Genomic DNA, 12,222 nt, shown 5'->3' on the forward strand with positions numbered 1-12,222 from the left:
GCGACGAGAGTGACACCGATGACGCGCACCTGCGCGCTGGTGTGTCCCCGTCCGTATGGGAAGGTCCCCTCCTTGTCCGCTGTGTTCGCTCCGCCTGCCGCCGTGCGCCTGCCGCGCACCGTGGCCGCGCGGCGTGCGCTGCTGGCGGGGCTCTTCCTGGTGGGTTTCGTCGCCCTCGGCTTCGCCTTCGGCCCCGGCGCACACGCCGCCGACCGCACGGGCGCGCAGGCCCTGACCGGGGCATCGACCCCGGCCGGGGCGGCCGACGGGGACGGGGCCGAGCGGCTGTCGGACTCCCGGGAGGCGTTCACCCAGCAGGGCGACGCGGCTCGCGATCAGTTCGCCCAGCACACGGACACCGCCTCCACGGCGGTCACCGAGGCCGTACGGCCCGCCGCCGACCGGCTCGCTCCGGTCGCGGACCGGGTCACCGACCCGGTCACCGGCGTGGTGCACGAGATCGGCACCACCGTCGGCGGCACGCTGCCCGTGCACATCCCCTCCGGGGACCACACGGGACGGCCCGGCGACGGCTCCGCGCCGCGGCACGGCAAGGCGCCGGCCGGCGCCCGTCGGGCCGGTCCGCACGGCGTCGGCCCGGCCGCCATCCCGGCGGCCGCGCTGCACCCGGCGCACTGCACCGCCGGTGCGCACCAGGCCGCACCGCACGCCCGTCCCGCCCTGCACACGCAGCGGGACGCGGGCCACCACGGCCTTCCCGGGCAGGCCCCGCAGGGCCCCGTGGCGCCCTCCTCGCAGACCGCGGGCAACGGCCACGGCCACCGCGGCGGGGACCAGCACGCCGCCGCTGCGGCGGTCCCGGCACGCTTCCGGCTGCTGCCCGGTGGCGTCCGTACGGCCGATGGCGCCCCGACGCGCCGCCGCGCCGAAGACATCCTCGAATTCCCCGGCTAGGGCAGACCGCTCCGCGTCTGTATCACCGACCTGCCGCGCGGGGGCGGGACAGGTCTGCCCTAACACCCCTTGAATTCGAAGGACTTTCACCACCATGCGCTCCAACATCCGCCGTTCCATCGTCGTCGCCGCGGCCGCCACCGGTCTGTGGGCACTGGGCTCCGTCGCGGCCAACGCCGCCGAGCTGCCCGCCGCCCCGCACCTGCCGGCCGCCGGCACGGTGACCGACGCCACCGGGAAGCTGCCCACCGGCGATGTGACCGGCACCGTCACCAAGACCGTCGGTGGCGCCACCCAGGCGGTGCAGAAGACGGCCGGCGACGTGACCGGCGGCGGCCTGCCCACCGGCAAGCTGGGCGACGTCACCGGTGCCGTCGGCGGCGTGCAGAAGCTGGTCGGTAACGCCGGTCTGCCCGGCGCCAACGCCGGTGACCTGCACAAGGCCGCCGATGTGAAGAAGGCTCAGAAGACCGCGAAGAAGGCCCTCAAGAAGGCCAAGCTCGGCAAGGTCGGTCAGCTGCCCAACGTCGCGCTGCCCGGCGTCCCGGCCGCGCCCGCCGTCCCGGCCCTGCCCGGCGTCCCGTCGCTGCCCGCCACCCCGGGCGTGCCCGCCGCGGACCTCGGCGGTCTGACCAAGGGGCTGCCCAAGCTCCCCGCGCTGCCCAAGGCCCCCGGTTCGGCCAACCTGCTGGCCGCCCTCGCCGGTGCCGGTGTGCGTCCCGAGCAGCTGACGAACCAGGCCAAGACGGCGCTGGCCGGCGCCCGCCCGATCGTCGACAGCACCGCCGCCGATGTGCTCCCGCCCGTCGCGCAGCGCATCGTCGTCAAGGTCGTGCCGGTCGCCCAGAACGCCGTCGGCAACACCGGTGTGCTCGCCGGTGACGCGGCCGCCAAGGCCACCCCGTTCGCCACCTCCGTCGGCGGCCGTGCGCAGGTCCTCGCGCAGGGTGTGGGCGCCCAGGCCACTCCGTTCGCGCAGGGTGTCACCACCGATGCGACCCCGTTCGCGCAGGGCCTGGTCACCGTCGTCACCACCGATGGCACGCACCTCGCCACCAACACCGCCGCCGGTGCCAAGGGCCTGGCCCCCGCGCAGGTCGGCAACCTGACCGACGCCGCCAACATCCCGGCCCTCCCGGCCCTGCCCGGCGCGGCCACCCTCCCGGCCGTCCCGTCGCTGCCCGGCGTCGCCACCCTGCCCGTTCAGGGCCTCTGAACCCCGCCGGCCGGTGATCCCGGCCGGTAGGCAGTCCGGTCCGCCCTCGCGGCGGCGTGGTGGGACCGGACACCGCCGTCCCCAGCGGGACGGTGTGGATCGCGTCGGCTGACCCCGGCGCCCCGGAACGGCCGGGCGGTTCTCTGTGGGGGAGAGCCGCCCGGCCTTCGTGTTTTTCGCCTCCGGACGCCAACAGCCGGAGCAGCGCTACGAGTTGGGCACCAGAAGCCGCTCCCGGCTCACCCGCCCCGGCACCCCGTCCGCGTCCTTGCCCGAGAAGCCGAGCTTGCGCTGCCAGGCGGCGTACGACGTGCGGTGCGCCTCGTTCCGGTCCGGGCCGGGGCGCCCGACCGCGGGACCCGTCACCGGCCCCGGAACGCCCGCCCCCACGCTTGTGACTCCTGACACGTAAGTGCTCAATTTCACAATGCATCCCGCGCTGCGGGGAGTTGAGCGGTCAAAAGGGCTTTCCGGACACCGCTTGAGGGCGGGTTGTGCGCGGCGCTTTCCGATTCCTCTCAAGCGGAATGCGGCGGAAAGACGGAAAGCGGAGGCGGGGGGCCGGACGCCCGTCCCCGCCGCCGAAAATCATCCCGGAACGGGCGCACCCGGGGGTAACGGACGTGCGATCCCGACGGCTCCCGGGTGTCGCCTCCGGTTAGGCGAAACGATCTGTGACCGTAATCTCTGTGACCGTAATCACCGCCGGAGTGTGATCCCTGATTTAGGAGGTCAAGCGACGCGGCGATAACCTGCGGGACGGACATGCCGCGTATCCGGACTCCGTGTACGCCTCCCCTGTGACAGCGCCGTCACGTTGCCCTTCGCGGCACGCCCATACGCATCGCAGACAACGAACCGCGATCACTACGGCGATTCTGAGAAGACAAGGGACGGACGCGCGTGGACCTGTTCGAGTACCAGGCGAGGGACCTCTTCGCCAAGCACGGTGTACCGGTGCTGGCCGGTGAAGTCATCGACACGCCTGAGGGGGCGCGCGCGGCGACCGAGCGGCTGGGGGGCCGTTCCGTCGTCAAGGCGCAGGTGAAGGTCGGCGGCCGCGGCAAGGCCGGCGGCGTGAAGCTGGCCGCCAGCCCCGACGAGGCGGTCGCCCGCGCGACCGACATCCTCGGCATGGACATCAAGGGCCACACGGTCCACAAGGTGATGATCGCCGAGACGGCTCCGGAGATCGCGGACGAGTACTACGTCTCGTACCTCCTCGACCGCACCAACCGCACCTTCCTGGCCATGGCCTCGGTCGAGGGCGGCGTGGAGATCGAGGAGGTCGCGGCGAAGACCCCCGAGAAGCTCGCGAAGGTCCCGGTCGACGCCAACGAGGGCGTGTCGATCGAGAAGGCCCGCGAGATCGTGGCGCAGGCCCAGTTCCCGGCCGACGTCGCCGAGCAGGTCGCCGAGATCATGGTGACCCTGTGGGAGACCTTCATCAAGGAGGACGCCCTCCTGGTCGAGGTCAACCCGCTCGCCAAGGTCGCCGACGGTCGCGTCATCGCGCTCGACGGCAAGGTCTCCCTCGACGAGAACGCCGAGTTCCGCCAGGCGGACCACGCGGCCCTCGAGGACAAGGACGCGGCCAACCCGCTCGAGGCCGCGGCCAAGGCGAAGAACCTCAACTACGTCAAGCTCGACGGCCAGGTCGGCATCATCGGCAACGGCGCGGGCCTCGTCATGAGCACCCTGGACGTCGTCGCCTACGCCGGCGAGAACCACAACAACGTCAAGCCCGCCAACTTCCTCGACATCGGTGGCGGCGCCTCCGCCGAGGTCATGGCGAACGGCCTGGAGATCATCCTCGGCGACCCGGACGTCAAGTCCGTGTTCGTCAACGTCTTCGGCGGCATCACCGCCTGCGACGAGGTCGCCAAGGGCATCGTCCAGGCGCTGGAACTGCTCAAGTCCAAGGGCGAGGACGTCAGCAAGCCGCTGGTCGTCCGCCTCGACGGCAACAACGCCGAGCTCGGCCGCCAGATCCTCTCGGAGGCCAACCACCCGCTGGTGCAGCGCGTGGACACCATGGACGGCGCGGCCGACAAGGCCGCCGAGCTGGCCGCAAAGTAAGAAGGACGAGGACTTACACAACCATGGCTATCTTCCTCACCAAGGACAGCAAGGTCATCGTCCAGGGGATGACCGGCGCCACCGGCATGAAGCACACCAAGCTGATGCTCGGTGACGGCACCAACATCGTCGGCGGCGTGAACCCCCGCAAGGCCGGTACCTCCGTCGACTTCGACGGCACCGAGGTGCCCGTCTTCGGCTCCGTCAAGGAGGCGATGGAGAAGACCGGCGCGAACGTCTCGGTCCTCTTCGTGCCGCCGGCCTTCGCCAAGGCCGCCGTCGTCGAGGCGATCGACGCCGAGATCCCGCTCGCCGTCGTCATCACCGAGGGCATCGCCGTCCACGACTCCGCCGCCTTCTGGGCGTACGCGAAGTCCAAGGGCAACAAGACCCGCATCATCGGCCCGAACTGCCCCGGCCTGATCACGCCGGGTCAGTCGAACGCCGGCATCATCCCGGGCGACATCACCAAGCCCGGCCGCATCGGCCTGGTCTCGAAGTCCGGCACGCTCACGTACCAGATGATGTACGAGCTGCGTGACATCGGCTTCTCCTCCGCCGTCGGCATCGGTGGCGACCCGGTCATCGGCACCACGCACATCGACGCCCTCGAGGCGTTCGAGGCGGACCCCGACACCGACCTGATCGTGATGATCGGCGAGATCGGCGGCGACGCCGAGGAGCGTGCGGCCGACTTCATCAAGGCCAACGTCACCAAGCCGGTCGTCGGCTACGTCGCGGGCTTCACCGCGCCCGAGGGCAAGACCATGGGCCACGCCGGCGCCATCGTCTCCGGCTCCTCCGGCACCGCCCAGGCGAAGAAGGAGGCCCTGGAGGCCGCCGGCGTCAAGGTCGGCAAGACCCCGTCGGAGACCGCGCGTCTGGTCCGCGAGATCCTCGTCGGCTGACCGCCCCACCCGGCACCACGGGCCCGCATCCCCAGGGATGCGGGCCCGTGGTCGTTCCGGCTACCGCAGCGCGGGCGTCAGCCGGGCCTCCGCGGGGGCGGGCCGCGGGCCCGAGGTGGCCGCGGGCCGCCGCGGAGGCGGGGCGTAGCGGTCCGGGGCGGTGAGCACCGTCACCGCGGTGGCCGCCGCGACCAGCCCCGCCAGGCCGATCGCGGCGCCGGTCGTCCAGCGGGCGGTGCGCGTGCCCCTGGTCCGTACGGTCCGTGGCGCGGGCACCCTGACCTCCTGGGCGGCGGCCAGCTCGCCGAGCCGGACCCGCAGCAGCTCGCCCTGCCGGACCGGCGACCGGCCGGCCAGCCCCAGCTCCGGCAGCCGCTCGGCGAGCCGCTCCCGCGCATGCATCAGACGCCCGGCCGCCGCCGGGCTGCTCGCCTCCACCTCGGCCGCCGTCTCGTACAGCCCGAGCCCGACCCCGTCGTGCAGCAGCAGGGTGCGCCGGTAGGAGGCGGGCAGTTCCAGGAACGCCCGCAGCAGCGCCCGGTCCTCGGGCGTGGCCCCCTTGGCGGCGGGCCGGCGCCGCGGGCGGAACCGGTGCCAGGGCGCCAGCGCGTGCTCGTACGCCACCGCCCGCACCCACCCCGCCGGATCGGGGTCCGCCGCCACCTCCGGCCACCGCTGCCACGCCAGCTGGAACGCCCGCACGACGGCCCGCCGCGCGAGCCGGGGCCGCCCGGTGAGCAGGAACGTCTGACGGACGAGGGCGTCGGCGTGCCGGGCGCACAGCTCGTCGAAGACGACGGTGGGGGAGGGCGCGGCGTCCACGGGCGCGGGGTCCGGGGGCGGCTGCCGCTTGCGCTTGCTCATGCGTGCAGTGTGGAAAACGCGCATAACCATACGCATGGCGACACGTCGGGCATTCGGCCACTGCCGTGAGGAAAGTGCGGCAAGCGAGGCAGTGGCGTGCGGCGGTGTCGCTTTACTGCTGTGTGTCCAGCAGGGGCCGCAGCTGCTTCGGCAGCAGCCGTTCGCAGGACTTGCCGGCCTGCTGGGTCAGGGCGTCGTCGACGCAGGTGAAGTAGTCGCGGTAGACGATCTGCACGGTGAAGGTGGCGGCCACCATCATCAGCGCCAGCGCGCCGGTGACGATTCCGGCGACGGCCGCGGTGGTCTGCGGCCGGGTCGAGGCCGGACCGGACGGTCCGCCGGACGGGCCGGGCCGGGGCGCCGGCCGGCCCTCCATCGCCGCGGTGGTCGCCGCCGCGGTCTGCTTCGCGGTGCCCGGCTTGGCGCGCAGCGAGCTGATGCCCCAGTACAGCGCCAGCGCGGCCAGCAGCAGCGCGACCTCCGGCAGGCTGAAGAGCACGAAGAAGAACGACCACATGCCCGAGAGCAGGGCATAGCGCGCACGGCGCTGGGCCGGGTCGGTGGGGTCCCAGCGCAGCCCGCTCTGCCCGTTCTGGCCCCCGGGCCCGCCCTGGCCGCGGCCGCCCGGCCGGGACCCGAAGCCGCCGTTCTGCCGCCCAGGCTGTCGGCTGCTCCACTGGCTGCCCCATGCCGGCGGCGCATCCTGCGGCGACTGCTCCTGGTCGCCGGGCCGGTCCTGACCTTGCGGATGGCGCGGCCGCCACTCCTGGTCGGGGGTGCCGGCCGGCGGGGCCGCGAAGGGGTTGTCCTTGTCCGGGGTGTGCGCCCGGCGCCGCTTGCCGGAGCGCGGGGAGTCGGCGGAGGAGCCGGGGGAGGAAGAGTCCGGGGAGGGGGCCTGGGGCGAGCCGGAGGAGGATTCGCGGGAGTCCTTGTCCGTACCGGACCGGTCCGGGCCGCCGGATGCCTGCGGGGCCCCGGAGGGCGACGGCTTGTGCTCGCGCAGCAGGAATGCGCCCGGGGTGGTGGCGGGCAGCGGTGGGAGGGCCGCGCGGCGGCGTCGGTCCGTCATCTGGAGTGCGTCTTCCCCTTGTCTCGTCGGTACGCGGGCCGGCCGGCCGCAGCGCCCCGTTACCACGAACTGCATGCAGTCTCTGCCCTGACGCTACCTCCCGTGCTCGCCCCCGTCCCGCGGGGGCCGCTCGGTGTGCCGGTATCGTTGCTGACGGTCGGCGCCTTCGTAGGGTTCCCCGGATCTGCGGTACCCGCGGCCTTGTGCGACCACACAAACGATGTGCCGGCACGTGAGACCAGCACGTGAGAAGAGAGAAAGAGACCCGCCGTGGCCTCCTCCCCAGCCCCCGCCCAGCCCGACCGGCCCGCCCCACCCGCGCGACCGGGCCGTCCGGCGCGTCTGGTCGTCCTGGTCTCCGGCTCCGGGACGAACCTTCAGGCGCTGCTGGACGCCATCGCCGAGCAGGGCCCGGAGGCGTACGGTGCCGAGATCGTGGCCGTCGGCGCGGACCGGGGGGCCATCGCCGGGCTGGAGCGTGCGGAACGGGCCGGTCTGCCGACGTACATCTGCCGCGTCAAGGACCATGACAGCCGCGAGGCGTGGGACAGGGCACTGACCGAGGCGACCGCGGCCCATGAGCCCGACCTCGTCGTCTCGGCCGGCTTCATGAAGATCCTCGGCAAGCAATTCCTCGCCCGCTTCGGCGGCCGGACCGTCAACACCCACCCCGCGCTGCTGCCGAGTTTTCCTGGTGCCCACGGCGTACGCGATGCGCTCGCGTACGGCGCGAAGGTCACCGGCTGCACCGTCCACTTCGTCGACGACGGCGTCGACACCGGCCCGATCATCGCCCAGGGTGTGGTCGAGGTCCGGGACGAGGACGACGAATCCGCGCTGCATGAGCGCATCAAGGAAGTCGAGCGATCGCTGCTCGTCGAGGTCGTGGGGCGTCTGGCCCGGCACGGCTACCGCATTGAGGGACGAAAGGTACGTATCTCGTGACCGCCACCGAAGGCACCCGGCGCCCCATCCGGCGCGCGCTGGTCAGCGTCTATGACAAGTCCGGCCTGGAGGAGCTGGCGCAGGGGCTGCACGCGGCCGGCGTCCAGCTCGTCTCGACCGGCTCGACGGCGGGGAAGATCGCCGCTGCCGGGGTGCCGGTCACCAAGGTCGAGGAGCTCACCGGCTTCCCCGAGTGCCTCGACGGCCGGGTCAAGACCCTGCACCCCAAGGTGCACGCGGGCATCCTCGCCGACCTGCGGCTGCCCGCCCACCAGCAGCAGCTGGCCGACCTGGGCGTCGAGCCGTTCGACCTGGTGATCGTGAACCTCTACCCGTTCCGGGAGACGGTGGCCTCCGGCGCGACCCCCGACGAGTGCGTCGAACAGATCGACATCGGCGGCCCCTCGATGGTCCGCGCCGCCGCCAAGAACCACCCGTCGGTGGCCGTCGTCGTCAACCCCGCCCGCTACGGCGATGTGCTCGCGGCCGTCTCCGCGGGCGGTTTCGACCTCACCGCCCGCAAGCGGCTGGCCGCCGAGGCGTTCCAGCACACCGCGGCCTACGACGTGGCGGTGGCCTCCTGGTTCACCCATGCCTACGCCCCGGAGGACGGGTACAACGGCCTCACCGAGTTCGTCGGCGAGACCCTGGAGCGCAAGAACGGCCTGCGCTACGGCGAGAATCCGCACCAGGCCGCCGCGCTCTACAGCAACGGACAGCCGGGCGGGCTCGCCAACGCCGAGCAGCTGCACGGCAAGGAGATGTCCTTCAACAACTACGTGGACACCGAGGCCGCGCGCCGCGCCGCCTTCGACCACGACGCGCCGTGCGTGGCGATCATCAAGCACGCCAACCCCTGCGGTATCGCGATCGGCGCGGACGTCGCCGAGGCCCACCGCAAGGCGCACGACTGCGACCCGGTCTCGGCGTACGGCGGCGTGATCGCCGTCAACCGCCCGGTGACCGTCGCGCTGGCCGAGCAGGTCGCGGGCATCTTCACCGAGGTCATCGCGGCCCCGGCGTACGAGGACGGCGCGGTCGAGATCCTCGCCAAGAAGAAGAACATCCGCGTCCTGAAGGTCGACGGCACACCGGCCCAGCCCGGCGACGTCAAGTTCATCTCCGGCGGCGCGGTCGTCCAGCACACCGATGTGTTCCAGGCCGAGGGCGACGACCCGGCCAACTGGACCCTGGCCACCGGCGAGGCGCTGCCCGCCGAGGAGCTCGCGCAGCTCGCCTTCGCCTGGAAGTCCTGCCGCGCCGTCAAGTCCAATGCGATCCTGCTCGCCAAGGACGGCGCCTCGGTCGGCGTCGGCATGGGCCAGGTCAACCGCGTCGACTCCGCGAAGCTCGCGGTCGAGCGCGCGGGGGAGGAGCGCGCGAGGGGCTCGTACGCCGCCTCGGACGCCTTCTTCCCGTTCCCCGACGGCCTGGAGATCCTCACGGCGGCGGGCATCAGGGCCGTGGTCCAGCCCGGCGGTTCGGTGCGCGACGAACTCGTCGTCGAGGCCGCGAAGAAGGCCGGCGTGACGATGTACTTCACCGGGACGCGGCACTTCTTCCACTGAGCCGCGGCGGGACAACGCCGAAGGGCCGCACCCTCGTTGAGGGGGTGCGGCCCTTCGGCGTCGTCGTCCGCGTCAGGTCAGTAGCGCGGGCGCCTGAACCACATCTCGCCGTCGTCCTTCGAGATCATGACAATGATCATGATGCCGAGGACGGTGTGCACCAGCCCGACGGGGAAAGCGAAGAAGCTGATCAGGGTGTTGATGACACCGAAGACGATGGTGGCGACGCGGACACCGTTGCCGCCCTTGCCGAACTGCGTGGCGCAGGTGATCGCGAGCACCGTCAGCGCCACGATCAGCACGATCGCGAAGATCATGAAGCCCTTGCCGACGTTCAGTGCGGTGATCGAGTCGGAAGTGGCGTACTCCGAGGCGTTCTTGGAGGCCTTGCTCAGGCTGCCGAGACCGACCACGGCGAGTACGAGACCGATCAGGTTCAGACCGGACAGCACGAACAGCATCACGCGGGCGGCCTTGACGCCGCCCGGCATCCCGTTCTGCATCGGCATCCCCGGACCCGGCATTCCCGGACCCGGCATCCCGGGACCAGGCATCCCCGGACCCGGCATCCCGGCGCCCGGGTAGGGCCCGTACGGCGAGGGCTGCGGGGGCTGTTGGGGATAGCCGTAGCCGGGCTGCTGGCCCGGCGGCGGACCGTAGGGATTCTGATTCGGGTAGCTCACGGGCAAAGTCCTTCAGACGTCTGGAGCGGGACGGCGCCGCGAAGGCCCCGGTCGCGGCGGCGCGAGGGGGCCTTCGGGCGGTGGGGCCGGCCGCGGTCGGCCGGCGAACCGGCTTACTGCGCGCGCACGACCACCGTGCCGACGACCTTGTCCGCGAAGGTCTGGTTCTTCTCGTCCCACAGCGGCCACCAGTAGCCCAGACCGCACAGCGGGGTGTCCAGGAAGTGGCAGAAGCGGCGGCCCAGCGCCAGACCGAAGCCGGGCACCTGGCCGTTCATCTCGCGGACGAGCCGGATGCCCAGGGCCTTCTTGCCCGGGGTCTGACCGGTCTTGCCCTCCTTGACGAGGATGACGATCCCGCCGGCGATGGCGCACACCCAGGCGATCAGGCTGAGGATGATGATGATGCCGGCGCTGCCCTGCGCCGAGGACTGCGCGTCGTTCAGGCAGTTGATGTCGCTGCCGCAGCTGTTGACGGCGCTCTGCGCATCGCTGTTCGCGCCCGCCGAGATGATGATCGTGATGATGCCGATGATGATCGGCACCGCACCCACGATCAGCCCGTCGAGGAGAGCCGCGCCCACGCGCGCGCCCCAGCTCGCGAACGCCGTCGGCACACCCGGCATACCGACCTGACCGTAGCCGTAACCCGGTGCGGCCTGCTGCTGCGGGTAGCCGCCGTACTGGGCGGGCTGCTGCTGCGGCGCACCGTAGGGCTGCTGCTGGGGCGCCTGCTGCGGGTAGCCGTAGCCCGGCTGGCCGCCCTGCGGGGCCGCGCCGTACGGGCCCTGCGGCGGCTGCTGGCCGTAAGGGTTGTTCGGGTCGCCGAAACTCATCTGCTGTTTTCCTCCGTTGTGTCAGTGGGGGACGACGCGGCGTGACTCGGAGGAAAAACAGGTTTCACTGGCCACCCCCCGATGAAGCCTGCGGCACTGAACGACAATCCTTCTAGTTACCACTTGGCTCTGTCCAGTCAAGGCCCTAAGGCGTTGTCCAAGCGCAATGATCAATTTCGGCCAGCGTCATCCCGCTGCCGTCCCGAAAGCCGCCCCGCACGGCCGCTTGCGCGCCCTGATTGGAATGCGGCCGCCCTCATCCGGGAGGATGGGGGTATGACTGCCCAGATTCTCGATGGCAAGGCCACCGCCGCAGCGATCAAGTCCGAGCTCTCCGCCCGCGTCGAGGCGCTGAAGGCCAAGGGTGTGCAGCCCGGCCTGGGCACCGTCTTGGTCGGCGACGACCCCGGCAGCCGCTGGTACGTCAACGGCAAGCACCGCGACTGCGCCCAGGTCGGCATCGCCTCCCTCCAGCGCGAACTGCCGGAGACGGCCACCCAGGAGGAGATCGAGGCGGTCGTACGGGAGCTCAACGACAACCCCGAGTGCACCGGCTACATCGTCCAACTCCCGCTCCCCAAGGGCATCGACGCCAACCGCATCCTGGAGCTGATGGACCCGGCCAAGGACGCCGACGGCCTGCACCCGACGAATCTGGGCCGCCTGGTGCTGGGCGTCGAGGGGCCGCTGCCGTGCACCCCGTACGGCATCGTCGAGCTGCTGCGCCGGCACGGCGTGGAGATCAAGGGCGCGGACGTGGTCGTTGTCGGCCGCGGCATCACCATCGGCCGCCCGATGCCGCTGGTCCTGACCAGAAAGTCCGAAAACGCCACCGTCACCCAGTGCCACACCGGCACCCGGGACCTGTCCGCGCACCTCAAGCAGGCCGACATCATCGTCGCCGCGGCGGGTGTGCCGCACATCATCAAGCCCGAGGACGTCAAGCCGGGCGCGGCCGTCCTGGACGTCGGCGTCAGCCGCGACGAGGCGGGCAAGATCGTCGGCGATGTGCACCCGGGCGTCGCCGAGGTGGCCGGCTGGGTCGCCCCCAACCCGGGCGGCGTCGGTCCGATGACCCGCGCCCAGCTGCTGGTCAACGTGGTCGAGGCCGCCGAGCGCGCGGCCGGCCTGCGCTGACC

11 protein-coding genes and 1 pseudogene are annotated in these 12,222 nt (G+C 72.0%); 7 read left to right on the forward strand and 5 right to left on the reverse strand.

Annotation, left to right across the window (positions count from 1 at the left end; genetic code table 11):
- Positions 1 to 72 precede the first annotated feature (72 nt).
- Both B1H19_RS25145 and B1H19_RS25150 read left to right on the forward strand, forming a co-directional pair.
- Positions 73 to 915: a hypothetical protein gene (locus B1H19_RS25145; protein ID WP_159028133.1), complete on the forward strand. Its 843-nt coding sequence runs from the start codon at positions 73 to 75 to the stop codon at positions 913 to 915.
- 94 nt (positions 916 to 1,009) lie between these two features.
- Complete coding sequence (locus tag B1H19_RS25150) at positions 1,010 to 2,131, forward strand: hypothetical protein (RefSeq protein WP_203237221.1); 1,122 nt, start codon at positions 1,010 to 1,012, stop codon at positions 2,129 to 2,131.
- A 207-nt stretch (positions 2,132 to 2,338) separates the two neighbouring features.
- On the opposite strand, the pseudogene B1H19_RS25155 reads toward B1H19_RS25150, so the two are convergent.
- A pseudogene (locus B1H19_RS25155) lies at positions 2,339 to 2,476 on the reverse strand (peptidoglycan-binding protein); the annotation flags it as partial.
- 558 nt (positions 2,477 to 3,034) lie between these two features.
- Here B1H19_RS25155 and sucC point away from each other — a divergent pair.
- Together sucC and sucD are read left to right on the forward strand one after the other, a co-directional pair.
- Positions 3,035 to 4,210, forward strand: a complete 1,176-nt coding sequence (gene sucC, locus B1H19_RS25160; protein WP_083107036.1) for an ADP-forming succinate--CoA ligase subunit beta — start codon at positions 3,035 to 3,037, stop codon at positions 4,208 to 4,210.
- 23 nt (positions 4,211 to 4,233) lie between these two features.
- The gene (gene sucD, locus B1H19_RS25165; protein WP_083107037.1) at positions 4,234 to 5,118 is read left to right on the forward strand and encodes a succinate--CoA ligase subunit alpha; all 885 of its coding nucleotides are present in this window, start codon (positions 4,234 to 4,236) and stop codon (positions 5,116 to 5,118) included.
- A 60-nt stretch (positions 5,119 to 5,178) separates the two neighbouring features.
- On the opposite strand, the gene B1H19_RS25170 is transcribed toward sucD, so the two are convergent.
- On the reverse strand, positions 5,179 to 5,982 hold the full coding sequence (locus B1H19_RS25170) for an RNA polymerase sigma factor (protein ID WP_083107038.1): 804 nt from the start codon (positions 5,980 to 5,982) through the stop codon (positions 5,179 to 5,181).
- Between the two features lie 112 nt (positions 5,983 to 6,094).
- Positions 6,095 to 7,051, reverse strand: coding sequence for a hypothetical protein (locus B1H19_RS25175; RefSeq protein ID WP_083107039.1), 957 nt, complete (start codon positions 7,049 to 7,051; stop codon positions 6,095 to 6,097).
- A 270-nt stretch (positions 7,052 to 7,321) separates the two neighbouring features.
- Between B1H19_RS25175 and purN the strand changes: the two genes are divergently transcribed.
- Together purN and purH are read left to right on the forward strand one after the other, a co-directional pair.
- Complete coding sequence (gene purN / locus B1H19_RS25180; RefSeq protein WP_418361470.1) at positions 7,322 to 7,996, forward strand: phosphoribosylglycinamide formyltransferase; 675 nt, start codon at positions 7,322 to 7,324, stop codon at positions 7,994 to 7,996.
- Positions 7,993 to 9,564: a bifunctional phosphoribosylaminoimidazolecarboxamide formyltransferase/IMP cyclohydrolase gene (purH, locus tag B1H19_RS25185; RefSeq protein ID WP_083107040.1), complete on the forward strand. Its 1,572-nt coding sequence runs from the start codon at positions 7,993 to 7,995 to the stop codon at positions 9,562 to 9,564. Before purN ends, purH begins: the two co-directional genes overlap by 4 nt.
- A gap of 77 nt (positions 9,565 to 9,641) precedes the next feature.
- On the opposite strand, the gene B1H19_RS38120 is transcribed toward purH, so the two are convergent.
- Positions 9,642 to 10,247, reverse strand: a complete 606-nt coding sequence (locus B1H19_RS38120; protein WP_159028134.1) for a hypothetical protein — start codon at positions 10,245 to 10,247, stop codon at positions 9,642 to 9,644.
- A 113-nt stretch (positions 10,248 to 10,360) separates the two neighbouring features.
- Positions 10,361 to 11,083: an RDD family protein gene (locus B1H19_RS25200; protein WP_083107043.1), complete on the reverse strand. Its 723-nt coding sequence runs from the start codon at positions 11,081 to 11,083 to the stop codon at positions 10,361 to 10,363.
- Positions 11,084 to 11,359: 276 nt separating this feature from the next.
- Between B1H19_RS25200 and B1H19_RS25205 the strand changes: the two genes are divergently transcribed.
- Entirely contained in the window at positions 11,360 to 12,220 is an 861-nt protein-coding gene (locus B1H19_RS25205; protein WP_083107044.1) for a bifunctional methylenetetrahydrofolate dehydrogenase/methenyltetrahydrofolate cyclohydrolase, read from the forward strand.
- The last annotated feature ends 2 nt before the right edge of the window (positions 12,221 to 12,222 follow it).

The organism is Streptomyces gilvosporeus, from assembly GCF_002082195.1.
Taxonomy (GTDB): domain Bacteria; phylum Actinomycetota; class Actinomycetes; order Streptomycetales; family Streptomycetaceae; genus Streptomyces; species Streptomyces gilvosporeus.

What these genes read in the sequence shown, in the direction of transcription:
- sucD (WP_083107037.1), top strand. Translation starts at nt 4,234, where the DNA reads ATGGCTATCTTCCTCACCAAGGACAGCAAGGTCATCGTCCAGGGGATG.
- B1H19_RS25205 (WP_083107044.1), top strand. Translation starts at nt 11,360, where the DNA reads ATGACTGCCCAGATTCTCGATGGCAAGGCCACCGCCGCAGCGATCAAG.
- B1H19_RS25150 (WP_203237221.1), top strand. Translation starts at nt 1,010, where the DNA reads ATGCGCTCCAACATCCGCCGTTCCATCGTCGTCGCCGCGGCCGCCACC.
- B1H19_RS25200 (WP_083107043.1), bottom strand. Translation starts at nt 11,083, where the DNA reads ATGAGTTTCGGCGACCCGAACAACCCTTACGGCCAGCAGCCGCCGCAG.
- B1H19_RS25170 (WP_083107038.1), bottom strand. Translation starts at nt 5,982, where the DNA reads ATGAGCAAGCGCAAGCGGCAGCCGCCCCCGGACCCCGCGCCCGTGGAC.
- B1H19_RS25175 (WP_083107039.1), bottom strand. Translation starts at nt 7,051, where the DNA reads ATGACGGACCGACGCCGCCGCGCGGCCCTCCCACCGCTGCCCGCCACC.